The 18,309-nt window shown below is 67.0% G+C and carries 18 protein-coding genes; 12 read left to right on the top strand and 6 right to left on the bottom strand.

Features of this window, described 5'->3' with window-relative positions:
- Window positions 1–95 precede the first annotated feature (95 nt).
- Both AC3WMA_RS21995 and AC3WMA_RS22000 read right to left on the bottom strand, forming a co-directional pair.
- The gene (locus tag AC3WMA_RS21995) at window positions 96–1,565 is read right to left on the bottom strand and encodes a M81 family metallopeptidase (protein ID WP_492287461.1); all 1,470 of its coding nucleotides are present in this window, start codon (window positions 1,563–1,565) and stop codon (window positions 96–98) included.
- Between the two features lie 186 nt (window positions 1,566–1,751).
- A complete protein-coding gene (locus AC3WMA_RS22000; protein ID WP_492287462.1) occupies window positions 1,752–2,534 on the bottom strand; it encodes an IclR family transcriptional regulator in 783 nt (260 codons plus the stop codon).
- Between the two features lie 142 nt (window positions 2,535–2,676).
- Here AC3WMA_RS22000 and AC3WMA_RS22005 point away from each other — a divergent pair, with 142 nt between their 5' ends.
- The 7 genes from AC3WMA_RS22005 to AC3WMA_RS22035 all read left to right on the top strand — a co-directional run bounded on the left by AC3WMA_RS22005 (window position 2,677) and on the right by AC3WMA_RS22035 (window position 8,191).
- Complete coding sequence (locus AC3WMA_RS22005; RefSeq protein ID WP_492287463.1) at window positions 2,677–3,339, top strand: amino acid ABC transporter permease; 663 nt, start codon at window positions 2,677–2,679, stop codon at window positions 3,337–3,339.
- Window positions 3,336–3,986, top strand: coding sequence for an amino acid ABC transporter permease (locus AC3WMA_RS22010; protein ID WP_492287464.1), 651 nt, complete (start codon window positions 3,336–3,338; stop codon window positions 3,984–3,986). Before AC3WMA_RS22005 ends, AC3WMA_RS22010 begins: the two co-directional genes overlap by 4 nt.
- Window positions 3,973–4,704 carry an amino acid ABC transporter ATP-binding protein gene (locus tag AC3WMA_RS22015; RefSeq protein WP_492287465.1) on the top strand — a complete coding sequence of 244 codons (732 nt, stop codon included), beginning with the start codon at window positions 3,973–3,975 and terminating at the stop codon, window positions 4,702–4,704. The genes AC3WMA_RS22010 and AC3WMA_RS22015 overlap by 14 nt, the downstream gene beginning before the upstream one ends.
- A gap of 41 nt (window positions 4,705–4,745) precedes the next feature.
- A complete protein-coding gene (locus tag AC3WMA_RS22020; RefSeq protein WP_492287466.1) occupies window positions 4,746–5,528 on the top strand; it encodes a transporter substrate-binding domain-containing protein in 783 nt (260 codons plus the stop codon).
- A gap of 171 nt (window positions 5,529–5,699) precedes the next feature.
- Window positions 5,700–6,737 carry a succinylglutamate desuccinylase/aspartoacylase family protein gene (locus tag AC3WMA_RS22025; protein ID WP_492287467.1) on the top strand — a complete coding sequence of 346 codons (1,038 nt, stop codon included), beginning with the start codon at window positions 5,700–5,702 and terminating at the stop codon, window positions 6,735–6,737.
- Complete coding sequence (locus AC3WMA_RS22030) at window positions 6,737–7,681, top strand: threonine ammonia-lyase (protein WP_492287468.1); 945 nt, start codon at window positions 6,737–6,739, stop codon at window positions 7,679–7,681. The genes AC3WMA_RS22025 and AC3WMA_RS22030 overlap by 1 nt, the downstream gene beginning before the upstream one ends.
- Before the next feature lie 42 nt (window positions 7,682–7,723).
- The gene (locus tag AC3WMA_RS22035) at window positions 7,724–8,191 is read left to right on the top strand and encodes an MmcB family DNA repair protein (protein WP_492287469.1); all 468 of its coding nucleotides are present in this window, start codon (window positions 7,724–7,726) and stop codon (window positions 8,189–8,191) included.
- Here AC3WMA_RS22035 and AC3WMA_RS22040 read toward each other — a convergent pair.
- Window positions 8,183–9,148: a LysR family transcriptional regulator gene (locus AC3WMA_RS22040; protein ID WP_492287470.1), complete on the bottom strand. Its 966-nt coding sequence runs from the start codon at window positions 9,146–9,148 to the stop codon at window positions 8,183–8,185. The genes AC3WMA_RS22035 and AC3WMA_RS22040 overlap by 9 nt on opposite strands.
- Before the next feature lie 99 nt (window positions 9,149–9,247).
- On the opposite strand from AC3WMA_RS22040, the gene AC3WMA_RS22045 reads away from it, so the two are divergent.
- Entirely contained in the window at window positions 9,248–10,426 is a 1,179-nt protein-coding gene (locus tag AC3WMA_RS22045; RefSeq protein WP_492287471.1) for an MFS transporter, read from the top strand.
- 75 nt (window positions 10,427–10,501) lie between these two features.
- Here the strand turns inward: AC3WMA_RS22045 and AC3WMA_RS22050 are convergent, their stop codons facing one another.
- Both AC3WMA_RS22050 and AC3WMA_RS22055 read right to left on the bottom strand, forming a co-directional pair.
- The gene (locus AC3WMA_RS22050) at window positions 10,502–11,068 is read right to left on the bottom strand and encodes an ActR/PrrA/RegA family redox response regulator transcription factor (protein WP_377844907.1); all 567 of its coding nucleotides are present in this window, start codon (window positions 11,066–11,068) and stop codon (window positions 10,502–10,504) included.
- Window positions 11,069–11,152: 84 nt separating this feature from the next.
- On the bottom strand, window positions 11,153–12,505 hold the full coding sequence (locus AC3WMA_RS22055) for an ActS/PrrB/RegB family redox-sensitive histidine kinase (protein WP_492287472.1): 1,353 nt from the start codon (window positions 12,503–12,505) through the stop codon (window positions 11,153–11,155).
- 181 nt (window positions 12,506–12,686) lie between these two features.
- Between AC3WMA_RS22055 and AC3WMA_RS22060 the strand changes: the two genes are divergently transcribed.
- Window positions 12,687–13,991, top strand: a complete 1,305-nt coding sequence (locus AC3WMA_RS22060; RefSeq protein WP_492287473.1) for a polyhydroxyalkanoate depolymerase — start codon at window positions 12,687–12,689, stop codon at window positions 13,989–13,991.
- Between the two features lie 44 nt (window positions 13,992–14,035).
- Window positions 14,036–14,776 carry a M48 family metallopeptidase gene (locus AC3WMA_RS22065; RefSeq protein WP_492287474.1) on the top strand — a complete coding sequence of 247 codons (741 nt, stop codon included), beginning with the start codon at window positions 14,036–14,038 and terminating at the stop codon, window positions 14,774–14,776.
- A 293-nt stretch (window positions 14,777–15,069) separates the two neighbouring features.
- Here the strand turns inward: AC3WMA_RS22065 and AC3WMA_RS22070 are convergent, their stop codons facing one another.
- Window positions 15,070–15,468: a hypothetical protein gene (locus AC3WMA_RS22070; RefSeq protein WP_492287475.1), complete on the bottom strand. Its 399-nt coding sequence runs from the start codon at window positions 15,466–15,468 to the stop codon at window positions 15,070–15,072.
- Between the two features lie 107 nt (window positions 15,469–15,575).
- Between AC3WMA_RS22070 and AC3WMA_RS22075 the strand changes: the two genes are divergently transcribed.
- Complete coding sequence (locus AC3WMA_RS22075; protein ID WP_492287476.1) at window positions 15,576–16,736, top strand: amidohydrolase; 1,161 nt, start codon at window positions 15,576–15,578, stop codon at window positions 16,734–16,736.
- A gap of 11 nt (window positions 16,737–16,747) precedes the next feature.
- Window positions 16,748–18,256 carry a serine hydrolase domain-containing protein gene (locus AC3WMA_RS22080; RefSeq protein ID WP_492287477.1) on the top strand — a complete coding sequence of 503 codons (1,509 nt, stop codon included), beginning with the start codon at window positions 16,748–16,750 and terminating at the stop codon, window positions 18,254–18,256.
- The last annotated feature ends 53 nt before the right edge of the window (window positions 18,257–18,309 follow it).

The raw sequence follows: 18,309 nt of genomic DNA on the forward strand, positions 1-18,309 counted from the left end.
CCTCCTCGTTGATGGGGAGGACCGCGGGCATTCGCCTCGTCTGGCCCTCATCGGGTCATGCTTCTTCTCTCCTGTTCCTTTCGGGTCGCGGGGCGTCAGACGACGAGCCGGCCCGGCGGGAGCGGATCATGCGGCCAAAGCGGCCGGTTGATCTTGCGATAGGGATATTTGCGCACGTCGAGATGCGAGGGGCCACCGCCATCGGTGTAGATCACCTCGCTGGCGATGGGGCCGTAGGCCGCATGGAAATGGTTGGTCGACTTGACCGAGACGATGCGCTTCTGCGTCGGGTCGATGCCGACGCTGGTGAAGATCTCCAGCCCCAGCGCCTGCGTGCGGTGCGAGAGCAGCGCGACATCGATGCCGTCGATGCGGATGCCGACCGCATTGCCTATCGGCACCTTGGCGGTGCCGAAGCTCTGCGTCCCGTTGCGGATGGCGCCGAGCACGGTGACCTCGCCATCGACCGGCGTGCCCGAGGTCGAGGCCGCCTTGCCGCCGAAGCGCAGCGGAATGGTCGCGCCGACACCGGCCGTCAGGCAGAATTCGACCGCGACCGGGTCCCAGACCGGGCCGACCGCCGCATCGGAGATGCCGCGCTCGCGCAGCCGGTGGATGATGTTGGTATTGTCGGAGGCCGCGCCGCCGCCGGCATTGTCGGTGGAATCTGCGATGACGCGCGGGCCGTTCGCGGCGCCGCCCAGCGCGCGGTCGAGCGCCTCGTCGAGCGGGGTCACCGGTGGGGCGAACTGCCCCTTGAGCGAGCGGAACTCTTCGCCGAGCCTGGCTGCGAGCGCATCGCCCTTCGCCTTGGCGTTGTCGGTGACGACGAGTACGCGCGTGCCGATCTCCGGCACGTCGCCCTGCTGGAAGCCATGCGCCAGCGAGACCGAGAGGATGCCGTCCTTGCCTTCGAGCGCGCTCATCCGGTCGACGAAGGAGCGGCCGGGTTCGCGCGTCGTCGGCACCAGCTCGATCATCCGGCAATCATAGAGCGACATCACCGGTTTGAGCTTGCCGCGGATCGTGCCGAGGATGATGTCGACCAGCTCCTCGGCCCGCTCGACGAAGTCGATATGTGGATATTCCTTGTAGAGGATGATCGCGTCGGCGAGCCGCACGCGCTTCTCGGTCAGGTGGCAATGCGGATCGAGCTCGACGCCGATCGGCACGGACGGGCCGACGATGGCGCGGACATGTTCGAGGATGTCGCCTTCGCAATCGTCATAACCATGCGCGACCATGGCGCCATGCAGGCCGAGCAGCACGCCATCGACCGGCATCGCCGCCCGGAGCTGGACGAGGATCTCCTCGCGCATCTCCTCGTAATCGGCCTGGGCGCAGGTGCCTGACGGCTCGGCCCAGAAGCAGGAGCCCTCGATCAGCTCGAACCCGTCGCGTTTGGCGCGTTGCCGCGCGACATAGAGCGGGGCGGTGCAATGGGTCGCCCGGTCGGGATGCTGGCCGGCCGGAAAATAGGCGGAAGCCTCGAAATTGGCCCGGGATGTCGGGATCGGAGAGAACGTATTCGTTTCGGTTGCGAGCGACGCGGCAAACAGGCGCATAAGCTACCTTTCCGAAGAATGAACCTCATGTTCGGTTGGCCGTGAAGGCCGTGTCAAGCTGCAGCGCGAGTTGAGAGCTTTGCAGCTGCAGCATCGATCGCAATTCATACAACTGAAAATAATAATCCTTCTCATTTGCAATTATAAGTTCGACCGCCGGCCACCATTCCCTTGCGGAAGATGGTCCTACAGCGACAGTTGCGAGCCGGCTTCCGCGCAGCTCGCTTTCAGCGCCTTCAGGATCACCTCCTCATCCGTCGCGATGCCATGGCGCTGGAGGCAAGGCACGAGGATCGCCGCTTCCGCATGCCCGCCCGGCCCGATGACCGGGCAGGCGATGTCGGTCACCGCCATGATGTCGCGGCTGGCGGCGACGCGATGGCCGAGAGCGCGGATCTCCGCGAAGGTCCGCTCGGTTTCCGCCGCTTCGAGGCGCTGCTTGTCGGCCTCCGACGCCTCGCGCATCAACTGGCGCCGGCGCGTTTCGCTCTGGAAGGCGAGGATCAGCAGGCCGGAATTGGCGTCGAGCGCGGGCCGGCCATAGCCGGGCCGGACGATGACGCTGGCATCGAGATGGCCCGAGGTCGTCGCGAGAACCACGGTCTGCGCCCGGCTCAGCACGACGAGATGCGCGACCTGGCCGCTCGCCTCGCTGAAGCGCTCCATCACCGGCAGCACGATCGAGGTGAGCGGTCGCCCGGCCGGCGTGCGGATGCCCAGGTCGAACAGCCGACGTGACAGGCCGAGCCGGTCCGTCCCGGCCTCGCGGGCGAGATAGCCGCGCTGCTGCAGCACGAAGACCATGCGGAAGATCTCGCTCTTCGAGCGGGCGAGGCGCTCGGCGATCTCGCGCGTCGAGAGCGGCTCGCCGACTTCGGCAAGGAGTTCGAGGATGTCGAGCCCCTTCTCCAGCGCCGGCGCCGCGTAGCTGCCCTTGTCTCCATTCTCGGTATCTGGCAGGTCGCTCATGTCTCACTGTTTCATATATGAAGCTTGACATCAAATAAGAAACGAACCTAGCCTCGCGGTCAAAGGGGAGGCTGATGGTACGATCGGCGGATCATATCGCAGGTTCTGGGGGTGTCGCGCCGCTGTCGCGAGGCGGCCGGCCATGAAATACGGCCTGCAGTTCCGCGATGTCTTCGCCGCCTGGGAATCTATCCTCGAAGGTGTCTGGATAACGCTGCTGCTCTCGGGCCTCGCGATGATCGGCGGCCTCGTCATCGGCATCGCCTGCGCCGCCGCCCGCGTCTATGGCCCCGCCTGGCTGCGCCGCATCGTCGGCACCTATGTCGAAGTCATCCGCAACACGCCGCTGCTGGTGCAGCTCTTCCTGATCTTCTTCGGCTTGCCGACCCTCGGCCTGCGGCTCGACGGGCTCACCGCCGCGATCATCGCGCTGGTCATCAATCTCGGCGCCTACACCACCGAGATCGTCCGCGCCGGGCTGGAGGCCGTGCCGAAGGCGCAGGTCGAGGCCGGCCATTCGCTCGGCCTCTCCGGCCTGCAGGTCTTCCGCTATGTCGTGATGTTCCCGGCGCTGAAGGCGATGTTCCCGGCGCTCGCCAGCCAGTTCGTGCTGCTGATGCTGGCGACCAGCGTCGTCTCGCAGATCTCGGTCGAGGACCTGTTCCACGCGGCCTCGATCGTGCAGTCGCGCACCTTCCGCGACTTCGAGGTCTACACCGTCATCGGCGTGCTCTATCTCGGGCTCGCCTTCGCCTTCCGCGGCCTGTTCGCGGGCCTCTATTACTGGGCGTTCGTCAGGCGATGATCCGCGAATTCGGCCTCATCGATGTGATGTATCTGATCGCGGCGGCGCGCTGGACGCTGGCGCTGACCGCGACCGCCTTCATTGGCGCGTCGCTGATCGGTATCGTCATCGCCATCGCCCGCATCCTGCCCTTCGCGCCGCTGCGCTGGTTCGCGGCCGCCTATATCCACATCGTCCAGGGCACGCCGCTGCTGGTCTGGCTCTTCGTGATCTTCTTCGGCCTGCCGCTCGTCGGCATCTCGGTCAATCCGTGGCTCGCGGCGGCGACCGCCTTCTCGGTCTATGGCAGCGCTTTTCTCGGCGAGATCTGGCGCGGCGCGCTGGTTTCGATTGCGAAGACCCAGTGGGAGGCCGGCGCCTCGCTCGGCCTCTCGCTTGGCGAGCAGTTGCGCTACGTCATCGTGCCGCAATCGATCCGGGTCGCGATCCCGCCGACCGTCGGCTTCCTGGTTCAGCTCATCAAGAACACCTCGCTCGCCGCCGTGATCGGCTTCGTCGAGCTGACGCGCGAGGGCCAGCTCACGGCGGCCGGCACCTACAAGCCCTTCGCAGTCTACATCACCGTCGCCGCGATCTATTTCGCGATGTGTTTCCCCCTCTCGCAATGGAGCCGCTCGATCGAGCGGAAGCTCGATGTCGCTCGTTGAAATCCACGGGATCAACAAGAGCTACGGCTCGGTGCAGGTGCTGAAGGACGTCACGCTCGACGTCGCCAAGGGCGAGATCATCGCCGTGATCGGCCGTTCCGGCTCGGGCAAGAGCACGATGCTTCGCTGTATCAACGGGCTGGAGCCGGTGCAGGCCGGCGTCATCCGCGTCGACGGCACGCAGGTCAACGATCCCAAGACCAACCTGCGCAAATTGCGGCAGGAGGTCGGCATCGTCTTCCAGAGCTTCAACCTGTTTCCGCATCTCTCGGTCTGCGACAACATCACGCTCGCCCCGCGCGTCGTGAAGAAGCAGGCGCCGCAGGCCGCCCGTGAGGTGGCGCGCGAGGTGCTCGCCCGCGTCGGCCTTGAGGACAAGCTCGACGCCTATCCCGCGCAGCTCTCCGGCGGCCAGCAGCAGCGCGTCGCGATTGCCCGCTCGCTCGCCATGCGGCCGAAGCTGATGCTGTTCGACGAGGTCACCTCCGCGCTCGATCCGGAACTGACCGGCGAGGTGCTCAAGGTGCTCGAATCCGTCGCGAGCGAGGGCATGACCATGATCCTGGTGACGCACGAGATGGGCTTCGCCCGCCGCTTCGGTTCGCGCGTCGTCTTCATGCATGAGGGGCGCATTCACGAGCAGGGGCCGGCCGCAGCCGTGCTGGCCGAGCCGAAAACGCCGGAACTCCAGACCTTCCTCAGCGCGGTCCTGCACTGAGGCGGAACGACAAGACAACATCAACGAGGGGAGAGAAGACGATGCGTTCACTGTTCGCAGGTTTAGCCGCCCTGGCCGTCGCCGCCTTCGGCGCTGCCGAGGCCAGGGCCGACAAGCTTCAGGACATCCTGTCCAAAGGCGTGGTCCGCATTGGCGTGCCGCTCGATGCGCCGCCCTTCGGCTCGCAGGATGCCGACCGCAAGGCTGTTGGATTCGATATCGAGATGGCCGAGATGGTCGCCAAGGGTCTCGGCGTGAAGCTGGAGATGCAGCAGATCACCGGCGCCAACCGCATCCCCTTCCTGATGACCGACAAGGTCGACATCGTCATTTCGGTGATGGGGCTCACCCCCGAGCGCGCCCGGCAGATCCAGTTCACCGCGCCCTATGCCAACACCTTCCTCGCGGTCTATGGCGCGAAAAGCTCAGGCGTGTCGAGCCCGGACACGATTGGCTCGGCCCGCGTCGCCGCCGCCAAGGGCACGACGCAGGAACTCGCCATCTCGGCCGCTGCGCCGAAGGCCAGCCTGATGCGCACCGAGGACGACGCCACGGCCGCCGCCGCCTACATCACCGGCCAGGCCGATCTCCTCGCCACCAACTCGATCGTGGCGCAGGCGCTCGCCAAGCAGAACCCGAACAAGGAGTTCGAGCGCAAGTTCGTCATCCGTCGCAGCCCGGCCCATATGGGCGTGCAGATGGACCAGCATAATCTCGTGCGCTGGCTCGACAGCTTCATCTTCTTCAATTCGATGAACGGCGAGCTCGACCGGCTGCACCGCAAGTACCTGGACATGCCGATGGACCCGCTGCCGACGCTGTGACGTAAGCCACCTGCGTCATTCTCGGGCTTGACCCGAGAATCTCCTGACCAGAAGGCGCTGGTCGAAGCCTCCTTCTGCCTGAGATGCTCGGGTCAAGCCCGAGCATGACGGCTTGCATCGATCCTCCCCATCTTGGGGAGGACTCCCAAGTCACGTCCGATCGAGCCCGCCATGACCAGCCCCCGCCCCAAGCCGACCCCGCGCCCGTCCAGCGCCTTCCTCACCGTCGATCTCGACCGCGAGGGCAAGCAGACCGGCTTTCTCATGATCCCGCATTCGCCGCATGACGATGCCTGGGGCGCGACCCGCGTGCCGATCGCCGTGATCAAGAACGGCACCGGCCCGACCGTGATCATGGAGGGCGGCAACCATGGCGACGAATACGAGGGACCGATCACGATCTGCGACCTGATCCGCGATCTCGATCCCGGCCGCGTCCAGGGCCGCCTCATCCTGATGCCGGCGAACAACGTCCATGCCGTCATGGCCGGCCAGCGCACCTCGCCGGTCGATGGGCTGAACTTCAACCGAACCTTCCCGGGCGATCCGCGCGGCACCATCACCCAGCAGATCTCGGCCTTCGTCAGCGACCATATCCTGCCGATCGGCGACGCTTTCCTCGACCTGCATTCCGGCGGCTCCTCGCTCGACATCATCCCGAGCGCCATCGTCGAGCCGACCGACGATCCTGCCCTGCACAAGCGCAATGTCGCGGCCGTGCAGGCCTTCGACGCGCCGATGATGGTCGTGATCAGCAATCTCGGCGAGCCGCGCACCGCGACGGCTGCCGCCTGCCGTGCCGGGCTCGTCACGGTCGGCACGGAGATGGCCGGCGCCGGCACGGTCTCGCTGGAGGCGCTTTCGGTCTGCCGGCGCGGCGTCGCCAATGTGCTCAACCATCTCGGCGTCGTCGTCCGCGACAAGCCCGAGCCCAGGCGCGGCGAGGGCCAGATTCTCGAGCTGCCCGGCATCTCGGCTTATGTCTACGCAACGGCGGACGGCATCTTCGAGCCCTTCCACGCCAATGGCGCCAAGGTCAGCGCCGGCGAGCCGGCCGGGCGCATCCATTGCACCTGGGACCCGACGCGCCCGCCCGAGACGCTGCATTACGCCGCCGACGGCATCCTCTATGGCCGCCGCCAGCCGGGCCGGGTGAAGCCGGGCAATTGCTGCCTGATCGTGGCAGCGCCCTATCGCGGAACCCTGTGATGATCGCGCTCGACGATATCCGCGCCGCCCGCGAGCGCATCACGCCGTATATCCGCCGCACGCCGACGCTGCCTTATGCCAAGACCCGGGGCGCGGATTTCGGTGGCGATGTTACGCTGAAGCTGGAACTGCTGCAGGCCGCCGGCTCCTTCAAGGCGCGGGGTGCGATGAACCGGCTCCTCACGTTATCGAAGGACGAGCTGGCGCGCGGCGTCGTGACCGCGTCGGGCGGCAATCATGGCCTCGCCATCGCCCGCTCGGCCCATGTGCTCGGCGTACCCGCCACGATCTTCCTGCCGTCCAACGCGGCGCCCGACAAGATCGCCAAGCTGCGCGACTGGGGCGCCGACGTCCATATCGTCGGCGCGATCTGGGACGATGCCAACGCCGCCGCGCTCGCCCATGCCGCCAAGACCGGCGCGACCTATGCCCATCCCTTCAGCGATCCGGTGGTGGTGGCGGGGCAGGGCACGCTCGGCCTCGATATCCTCGACGACATGCCGGATGTCGACGTCATCCTCGTTGCGATCGGCGGCGGCGGGCTGATCACTGGCCTTTCCACTGCCATCAAGGCGCTGCGTCCGCAGACCCGGATCATCGGCATCGAGCCGGTGGGATCGCCGACCCTGCATGCCTGCCTTGCCGCCGGGCACCTCGTCGCGCTCGACCGGCTGGAGACCCGCGTCGCGACCATGTCCTGCCGCCAGACCGATCAGGCGATCTACGAGGCGACGGCGCGCAATGTCGACGAGATCGTGCTGATCACCGATGCCGAGATGGAGCAGGCGGCGAAATCGCTCTGGTTCGAGTTCGGCATCGCGGCCGACTTGTCGGGCGCGGCAGCGTTGGCAGCGCTCCAGTCCGGACGCGTCAAGCTGTCCGGCGGGGAGAAGGCCTGCGCGCTGGTCTGCGGCGCCGGCACGGATGGCTGCCTGCCGGGTTGAGTCCGGCTTGCAATCCGAGAAACAAAGAGAGAACATAAGCGCATGTCTCTCTCGGATTCCGTTCTCAATCCGCCGCCGGCGCGGCCCGATATCACGCGCATCGTCTGCCGTGGCGCCGCCCGGCACCTGCGCGAGCGCGGCTATGCCATCGTCAAGGAGATGACCTTCGCCAATGGCAGGCGCGGCGACATCGTCGCGCTCTCGCCCTCGGGCGAGCTCTGGGTCGTCGAGGTCAAGTCGGGCATCGCCGATTACCGCGTCGACGGCAAATGGCCGGATTACCGCGACTATTGCGACGGCTTCCTCTTCGCCGTCGCGCCGGAATTCCCGCGCGAAATCCTGCCCGACGATGTCGGGCTGATCGTCGCCGATGCCTATGGCGGCGAATTGCTGCGCGAGCCGCCGCGCCATCCCTTGAGCGCGGCGCGCCGTAAGATGCTGACCATCGCGCTGGCACGGCTGGCATCAAGCCGGCTGGCTTCGATCGAGGACCCCGAAGGCTCAGCCTGATAAGGCCGCCTCTCGGTTTCCGAGGATTGCCGTTCTCGGCATCGCCGCGAATTGGCGCAGGTCGATTTCATCGACCAGGAAATCGATGAAGGCGCGGACCCGCGCCGGCAACCGGCCGCCATGGCCGACATAGACGGCATGGATCTCCTCGACATCGCCGGGATTGAAAGCCTCCAGCACCGGGACGAGCCGGCCGGCGGCGATGTCGTCGGCGATGTGGAAGAGCGAGAGCCGCGTCAGGCCCTGGCCCGCCAGCGCCAGGCGCCGCGCGCTCTCGCCGTCGCCGACCGTGACGCGGCCATGGGCGGGCAGGAAGACGCGCTGCCCATCGATGACGAAGGGCCAGGTGTCGCGATGCCGGGTGAAGTTGAAGGTGATGAGATCGCAGCCGGCGAGTTTTTCGGGGTGATCCGGCGCACCATGCGCCGCCAGATAATCCGGTGAGGCGACGATCGCCGAGACGCTTTCGCCGAGCTTGCGCGCGACGAGCTGCGAGGACCGCAACGGCCCGACCCGGATCGCGACATCGGCGCGCTCGTCGACGAGGTCGATCACCGCATCGGTGATCGAAATGTCCAGCTGGATGCCGGGATGGGCCGCCATGAAGCGTGGCGCCACCGGCAGCAGGAAATGCCAGCCGAAGGCGACATTGGCATTCACTCGCAATCGCCCGCGCGGGATCTGGCAGGCGGCGACCGCCCGCTCGGCCTCGTCGAGATCGGCGAGCACGCGCAATGTGCGCTCATGGAAGGTCGTGCCTTCCTCCGTCAGCATGAACTTGCGGGTCGAGCGCACGATCAGCCTGACGCCGAGCCGCGCCTCCAGCCGCGCGACGAGCTTGCTGACGGCTGAGGGCGTCATCCGCAAGGCACGCGCCGCGGGGGAAAAGCCGCCGAGCTCGACGACGCGGGCGAAGACTTCCATCTCGCCGGACCGGTTGATCTCACTGCGCGGCATCGTGAATTCATCTCACAATTGCTGGTCTTTCATGCAGTCTAATTCACAGGCGCTTCCGGCGCTATCTCCGGGCCCGAACACGTTCCCCGGAGGCATCTCATGCCCGTCGCCCTTTATGCTCTCACCGTCGGTGCCTTCGGCATCGGCGTCACCGAATTCGTCATCATGGGCCTGCTTCTGCAGGTCTCCGCCGATCTCGGTATCAGCGTCCCGCTCGCCGGCTTATTGATGACCGGCTATGCGCTCGGCGTCTTCGTCGGCGCGCCCGTGCTGACGATCGCGACCCGCTCCCTGCCGCGCAAGACGACGCTGCTCGTGCTGATGGCGATCTTCACCCTCGGCAATCTCGCGGCGGCGCTCAGCCCCAGCTTCGGCTGGCTGATGGCGGCGCGCATCGTCACGGCTTTGGCGCACGGCACCTTCTTCGGCGTCGGCTCGCTCGTCGCGACCAGTCTCGTCGCGCCGGAGCGCAAGGCTTCGGCCATTGCCCTCATGTTCACCGGCCTGACGCTCGCGACCCTGCTCGGCGTGCCCTTCGGTTCCTGGCTCGGCCTCGCCTTCGGCTGGCGCTCGACTTTCTGGGCGGTGACCGCGATCGGCCTGGTTGCTCTCGTCGTCCTCGCCGTGTTCGTCCCGGCCGATCGGGAGCGCGTCGTTCCCGGCTCGCTCGCCGAGGAGTTCAAGGTGCTGGCGCGGCCGCAGGTTCAGCTCGGCCTGATCATGACGGTGCTCGGCTTCGGCGGCATCTTCGCGGTCTTCACCTTCATCCAGCCGATCCTGGTCCAGCTCGCCGGCTTCAGCGAGGCTGCGGTCTCGCCGATCCTGCTCGTCTTCGGCGGCGGCCTCGTCGTCGGCAACCTGCTCGGCGGGCGCTGGGCCGATCGCAAGCTTGCGCCGGCGCTGATCGGCTCGGTTGCGCTGTTGACCGTCGCGATGTTCGCCTCGGGCTTCGCTTTCCACAGCCAGATCGGCGCCGTGATCGCCGCTTTCGTGCTCGGCGCTGCTGCTTTCGCTACGGTCGCGCCGTTGCAGATGTGGGTGCTCCAGCAGGCGGGTGGCGCGGGGCAGGGGCTGGCGTCCAGCCTGAACATCGCCGCCTTCAACCTCGGCAACGCCTTCGGAGCCTGGCTCGGCGGCGCGGTGATCACGCAGGGCCTCGGCTATGGCGCGATCGCGCCGGTCGCTGCCGTCGTGCCGTTGCTGGCGCTCGGCCTCGCCGTCTTCGCGGTCTCGCTGGAGCGCCGTGCGGCCCGCATCGTGCCGGCCTGCGCAACCTGAAACGCGCCGGCAAAGGCTCAATGAAAAAGCCCGCCGAACACGTCGTCCGGCGGGCTTTCTGCATTCAAGCTGGGATCAGCGTGGGGCGCGCTTGGCGAGGATGCGCTGCAAGGTGCGGCGATGCATGCCGAGGCGGCGCGCCGTCTCCGAGACATTGCGGCTGCAGAGTTCGTAGACGCGCTGGATATGCTCCCAGCGTACCCGGTCGGCCGACATCGGGTTTTCCGGCGGCTGCGGGCGGGCATCGCGCTGGGCGGCGAGCGCGGCATGGATTTCGTCGGCATCGGCCGGCTTGGCGAGGAAATCGAAGGCGCCGAGCTTCACGGCGCTGACGGCGGTCGCGATATTGCCGTAGCCGGTCAGGACCACGCCGCGCGCATCCGGGCGGCGTTCCTTCAGGCGGGCGATGACATCGAGCCCGTTACCGTCGCCGAGGCGCAGGTCGATAACGGCGAAGGCCGGTGCGGCCTCTTCCACGGCGGCAATGCCCGCCGCGACGCTGTCGGCGATGCGGACCGCATAGCCGCGGCCCTCCATGGCGCGGGCGAGGCGGGTCAGGAACGGCTTGTCGTCATCGACCAGCAGAAGGGACATGTCGGCGGCCGGGCCGGCCCTGTCGGTTTCGCTCGCTGCGTCCTGCATCGTCTTCTCCTTGCCGCTTCTCGGCGCGCTGCGGCGGCGCGCATTAGGGTTTCGCTTCGCTGGCAGGCGCCCTGCGGGGCCTGCTCAGCCAGGTTCATGTAAGGCCGATGCGCCCGGCTGGGTACCCCCATCGACAGGCAGATCGCCTTCGAAATCGTCGCGGGACCAGGTGATCCGGATCGAGGCGCCGCTGGCAGGCGCCGGCCGGTTCGAGAATTCCAGGGTCGCACCACCGCGTTCCAGCAGCGTCTTGGCGATGAAGAGACCGAGCCCGAGGCCGCCGCCGGCGCGGCCCTCGCCGGAGCCGCGCGAGAGATAGGGATCGCCCGCCCGCATCAGCACGTCCGGCGGGAAGCCCGGCCCGTCATCGGCGATCACCAGCACGACGTGACTGTGATTCCATTCGGCCGTGATGGCGACGGTCGAACGCGCGAAATCGACGGCATTGTCGACGATATTGCCGAGGCCGTAGATCATGCCGGGATTGCGGCGGCAGACCGGCTCCGGCTTGTCGCCGGTCATCGTGATCTCGAACGGCACGCCGAAGGGCCGCTGCGGCCCGGCGGTCTCCTCGATCAGCAGGCGCAAGGTGAGCTGGCCGAGCGGGCCGGCATCCTCGTCCTGAAGACTCGACAGCTTGCCGAGGATGCCGCGGCAACGTTCGACCTGCTCGCGGAGAAGCGCGATATCGTCCGCCATCTCACCATCGGGCGGAGCGAGGCGGGTCAATTCGCGCGCGACCAGAGCGATCGTGCCAAGCGGCGTGCCCAATTCATGTGCCGCCGCGGCGGCGAGCCCGTCGAGCTGCGACAGATGCTGCTCGCGCGCCAGCACCAGTTCGGTCGCGGCGAGCGCATCGGAGAGATCGCGCGCCTCCTTGGCGACGCGCCAGGCATAGATGCCGGTGAAGCCGAGGCCGAGCACGAGCGCGGCCCAGTTGCCGAGCTGGTAGAAGGCCGGCAGCACCGGCCGGTCGTCGCCGGCCCAGGGCAAGGGCATGTGATAGCGGCTGAGCAGGGTCGCGAGCCCCATCGCCAGCAGGCCGAGCACGAGGGTGCGTTGCGGCGGCAGGGCCGTGGCCGAGATCATCACCGGCGCCAGGAACAGGATCGCGAACGGGTTCTGCAGCCCGCCGGTCATGAACAGCAAAGCCGCGAGCTGGGCGATGTCGAAGCCGAGCAGGGCCGTCGCGGCCGTGTCATTGAGACGATGGCTCAGCGGAAAGCGGATGCGCAGCGCGATATTGAGCCAGGCGGAGACCGCGATGACGCTGAAGCACCAGCCGAAGGGAAGCGGAAAGCCGAGGCCGAAATGCACGCCGGCGACGGCAAGGCTTTGGCCCGCAATGGCGAGCCAACGCAGCCGGACCAGCGTATCGAGGCGCAAATGACGGCTGGAACGCGCCAGAACCGGGGCGGAAAGGTCCGGAAAGCTCACGTTTCGAGGGTCTCCCGCCCGCCGCTTTTCGACGGTTTTTCTGGCTTCATCCACATTGCAGGAAAATCTTAGCCTTTAGCCGGGTTGAATGAGAACAAAATCAACGTAAGGTGCGATGCTGCGTCGCATCATCGCATGTTGCGTCGCCGGAAGGACGATTAATCGTATGTACGGGGCTGCCATGTCGTTTGCCTACCATGCCTACGAAGCGGTTCACATGATGGTGAGCCCGGTGCGCGGGGTTTCGGATGCGATGCATCTGGCCTTCAAGAACCCGGCCAATCCGCTCACCTATACGCCGTTTGGCCGGACGGTCGCGGCGTCCTGCGAATTGTTCGAGCGCGTCACGCGACGCTACGGCAAGCCCGCTTTCGGCCTCGACGAAACCACGATCAACGGCGTCAAGGTCGCCGTGGAGGAGCGGGTCGTCTGGGAGCGCCCGTTCTGCAAGCTGGTTTATTTCGACCGCAAGATTCAGGCGAGCCGCCGCAAGCCGCAGCCGAAGGTGCTGCTGGTCGCGCCGATGTCCGGCCATTACGCCACGCTGCTGCGCGGCACGGTCGAGGCTTTCCTGCCCGGCCATGAGGTCTACATCACCGATTGGATCGATGCCCGCCTCGTGCCGCTGTCCGAGGGCCGCTTCGATCTCGACGATTACATCGATTACGTCATCGGCATGCTGCAGATGCTGGGGCCGGACACCCATGTCATGGCGATCTGCCAGCCGTCGGTGCCGGTCATTGCCGCGATCGCCCGCATGGAGGCCGAATCCGACCCCTGCGCGCCGCGCTCGATGACGCTGATGGGCGGCCCGATCGACACCCGCCGCTCGCCGACCGCCGTCAATCAGCTCGCGATGGAGCGTGGCACGGACTGGTTCCGCCGCAACTGCATCACTGTCGTGCCCTTCCCGAGCCTCGGCGCCTTCCGGCAAGTCTATCCCGGCTTCATGCAGCTCTCGGGCTTCATGGCGATGAACATGGACCGGCACGTCACCGCCCATTACGACATGTTCAAGCATCTCGTCAGCGGCGACGGCGATTCCGCCGAGAAGCATCGCGACTTCTACGACGAGTACCTGGCGGTGATGGACCTGACCGCCGAGTTCTATCTCCAGACCGTCGATACCGTCTTCGTGAAGCACTCCCTGCCCAAGGGCGAGATGATGCATCGCGACAAGCCGGTCGATCTCACCGCCATCCGCCGCGTCGCGCTGATGACGGTCGAGGGCGAGATGGACGACATCTCCGGCGTCGGCCAGACCAAGGCGGCGCATGATCTCTGCGTCAATATTCCCGACGACAAGCGCGTGCATTATCTCCAGCCGAAGGTCGGCCATTACGGCGTCTTCAACGGCTCGCGCTTCCGCTCCGAGATCCAGCCGCGCATCTCCGACTTCATGGTCAGCCTCGACATGGAAGCGGCCAAGGAGCGTCGCGACGACAGCGCCAAGGAGCAGCGCAAGGCGCTCAAGATCGCGGGCTAACGGCCACTTTCCAGTCGCCCGCGAATCCCGCACAATCGCGGGCGATGCGCATCTCCCTGTTCAGGCGCCAGCCGGACCCCGACCGGATTGAGGTCGTGCATGCCGGCGCGCGCTATGCCGTTCTGGTCAAGCGTCGCGCCGCTGCGCGGCGGATGACGCTGCGCGTCTCGCAGGCGACCGGCGAGATCACTCTGACCTTGCCCGAGCGCGCCGATTTCGCCGCTGGCCGCACCTTCGCCGAGAACCATGGCGGCTGGATCGCCGCGCGTATGGCCAAGCGCCCGCGCCCGGTGCCCTTCGAGCCCGGCCAGAGCATACCGCTACGCGGCGTGCCGCATCGCATCGTGCACTGGTCCAAGGCGCGCGGGCTGACGCAGGCGACGCGCGATGCTGAGGGCGTTCCGGTGATCGCGGTGGCCGGCGATGCCGCGCATGTCTCGCGCCGGGTCAAGGATTTCCTGCGGAAGCTCGCGCTCGAGGATATCGAGAAGGCGGTGCGCCGCCACACCGCGACGCTCGGTATCCCCGCCCGCAAGATCACCATCCGCGACACGACCAGCCGCTGGGGCTCCTGCTCCTCTCAAAGGGATCTCAGCTTCTCATGGCGGCTGATCCTGGCGCCGTCCCCGGTGCTCGACTATCTCGCGGCCCATGAGGTGGCGCATCTCAAGGAGATGAACCACTCGCATCGCTTCTGGGCGCTGACCCACAAGCTCTGTCCGGGTACCGAGGAGGCGGAGGCTTGGTTGAAGCGCCATGGCGCCAGCCTGCACGGCTATGGTTAAGAGCCCCTAACACAACTCGGAGGGGTCTCGACGCCGGCAATTCGTCCGCTCCGCCAGGAGCGGGGTGAGGCCGATACCGTTGGTATCGGCAAGCGCCGCGACGCCGCGGGCGGTCGAATTCCCGGCGCCGGAGGTGGGTTTTGGAGGGCCGCCTGCGGCGTCGGAACGACTTGCCGATATCGATGGATATCGGCTGCGCGCTTCTCCTGGCATTCGGCTCCTACAAAACCCATCGAGACCCCTCCGAGTTGTGTTAGGGGCTCTGATCCGGAAGCGCTGCCGCAATTCCGCCGTTAACCACTTTCTGAAGCCTGCCCCCGCACACTGAAGGCCGATTCGCTTTCAGCGTGAGTATGCCTATGGGTCAGGTCATTGCGTTCCGCCTTCCGCAACAGCCGGTAGCCGCTGCCGAACCGGCACTCGGGCTGATGTCGGCCGTCGATTTCGCCCTGCGCGATCTCGCCGAGATTCTCCCCCATATCGCGCTCGATTCGGCGCGCCAGCAGGCCGAGGCCTGCCGCGCCATGCTGGCGCAGGCGTTCGACGCCGAGATCGAGGCCGAACTCGGGAACTAGAGCATTTTCGAGCGAAGTGGGCACCGGTTCGCGTGAAGAAAATGCGATAAACAAGAATTCAGGGCCTTTCGCGATTTCGGAGAAATTGGGAAAGGCCCTGATCTCGCGCTCGCGCATGCCGCCCCCGGCGATGACGCGGGTTGCCGAAGCGGCTGAAGTGTCGAACCTTTCCGGGCAAGAGCCGGTGATCCGCCGGCCGGCAGAGCGCCCGGGAGGCTTCATCCGTGTTCCCCACCAACAGCGATATGGTCGATCTCGTCGATCTCCGGCATCGGCTGCATCGCAGGCCTGAAATCTCGGGCGAGGAGCGCGAGACCGCCGCGACCATCGTCGAATTCCTGAAGCCGACCGGCCCGGACCGCATCGTCACCGAACTCGGCGGCCATGGCGTCGCGGCGATCTACGAAGGCGCCGAACCCGGCCCGACCGTGCTGATCCGCGCCGAACTCGACGCGCTGCCGATCGAAGAGCTTTCCGACAGCGACCATCGCTCCGAAATCCCCGGCAAGGGCCATCTCTGCGGCCATGACGGGCACATGACCATCCTCGCGGGCCTCGCCCGCGGCCTGCAGCGCAATCCGCCGCAGAAGGGCCGCGCCATCCTGCTATTCCAGCCGGCGGAAGAGACCGGCGCCGGCGCCGCTGCCGTGATGGCCGATCCGAAATTCGAGGAGATCGTCCCGGATTACGCCTTCTCGCTGCATAACCGCCCCGGCGTTCCCGTCGGCCATGCCCGCATTTCGGAAGGGGCCGCCAACTGCGCCTCGCGCGGCATCAAGATCATCCTGACCGGCGAGACCTCGCATGCCTCGACGCCGGAGCATGGCCGCTCGCCCGCTCCGGCCATCGCGACGCTGATCCCCGCTTTGACCGCGCTGGGACCGGGCGGCCCGCTCGATGCCAATTTCCGGCTGGTCACCGTGACCCATGTCGAGATCGGCGAGCAGGCCTTCGGCATCGCGCCGGGCCATGGCGAGCTCTGGGCGACTTTGCGCACCGTCAACGATGCGCAGATGGGGGCGCTCTGCGAAGCCGCCGAGAAGCTCGCGCGCGAGGCTGCCGAGGCTGGCCGTCTGACCGTCGAGATCAGCTATCACGACATCTTCCACCACTGCGAGAACGAGCCGGAAGCCGTTGCGATGCTGCGCCGGGCGATGGACGAGGAGAAGGTGCCGCATGGCCCGACGCCGCCCTCGCGCGGCTCGGAGGATTTCGGCCTGTTCGGGCGCCGCTCCAAATCGGCGATGTTCCTGCTCGGCTCGGGCGAGACGGCCCATCTGCACAATCCGGATTTCGACTTCCCGGACGATGCGATCGGTCCCGGCGCGCGCGTCTTCATGCGGGCCCTGCGCAACCTCCTCGGCGAAGCCCGCCCGCAGGGTTGAGGGAACAGGACATGGCTCTGGACTGGACCCGCGCTGCGTCCCGTGCGCAGGAGATCGCCGCGAACTGGCAGAATGCGGCGGGGCCGGGCGGCGCCGTCGTGCTCTTCGATCGCGATGGCGTGCGCGAGGCCTTTGCCGGTGGCCTCGCCAGCATTGAATATGGCGTGCCTTTCGCGCCGCAGACGCCGAACCGCTTCGCTTCGATCAGCAAGCATATCCTCGCGATCGCCTTGCTGCGGGCCGGCATCCCGCTCGATGCGCCGCTTGGTCGCTGGCTGAAGGAATTGCCGGCGCCGCTCGCGGCTGTCGAACTCGGCCGCGCGCTCGACATGACCGGCGCCCTGCCGGACATGATGGAGGCCTTCTGGCACCAAGGCGTGCCCTTCACCGCGACCTTGAGCGCGGAGGAGGTTTTCGCGTTCGCTTGCAGCCTGCCCTCGCTCAATGCCGAGCCCGGCACCGAGATGGCCTATTCCAATACCGGCTGGCGGCTGGGGCAGCGCATCCTCGAGCAGGTCACGGGCAAGCCCTACAAGGAAACGGTCGCGGAACTCTCCGGCGAATTGGGTGCCGCCTTCCGTTTGCCTTATGACGGCTCGGAAATCGTTCCCGGCCTCGCCACCGGCTACTGGAACGATGGCTCAGCCTGGCGGCGCGGCCATAACGGCCCACATTTCTCGGCCTCGGGCGGAATCGTGGGTTCCGCCGCCGATCTTGCCGGCTGGGCCTCGGCCCTGCTGGCCGGCCGCGGCCCGCTCGCCGGCATGCTGGAGCGCCTGACGTCGCCGCGCCATTTCGCCGATGGCACCGAAAGCGTCTACCGATTGGGCCTGGTCTGCAGCCGGCTGGGCGAGACTGGGATCGTCGGCCATGGCGGCTCGCTCGCCGGCTATCGCAACCATTTCTGGATGTCGCCGGCCCATGGCGTCGGCGTCGTCGTGCTGTCCAATCGCGAGGAAGAGGCGCTCTGGCCGGCCCTGACGGTACTGGCGGCCCTGCTCGGGCAGGACCTGCCTACGATCGCGAACGCGCCCGTTGGCTTGTTTGCCAGCGATGAAGGGCCGTTCTGGGCCGAGCTCGCCACGGATTCGATCAGCTTCATGGGTGGTTTCGAGCGCCTCGTGACGGATGGCGATGGCGGCATGCGCAGCCTGCCGGCCTATCTCGACATCCGCCTGAAGCGGGAAGGAGAGGATCGCCTCACCGGACTGATCGGTGGCGTCAAGCGATCGCTCGCGCGCGTGCCGGCCGATACCCCGCTCGATGCGCGGTTGGTCGGGCGCTGGCGTGACCCACGCTTCGGTACGCAGATCGAGATCCGGGCCGATGGCACGGCGCTGATGCCCTGGCCTGCTGGCGGGACGGTCTCACGCCTGACGCCTCTGCCGAACGGCCGTGCGCTCGCGGATCACTTGCACGGCCCCTGGCGCGCGCGGCCCTGCCTCTGGCTCGATGCGGAAGGCAGCTTGCGGGTTGCCGGCCACCGGGCAAGAATTTTGCAAATGCAACGCGCCGGCTGAGGCGGCTCCGCAGAGGGGCGGTGCCGCAGGGCCGGTGACGAAGGAGGAGAACG

The sequence above is a fragment of the Allobosea sp. FW305-C-101 genome (genome assembly GCF_058783685.1).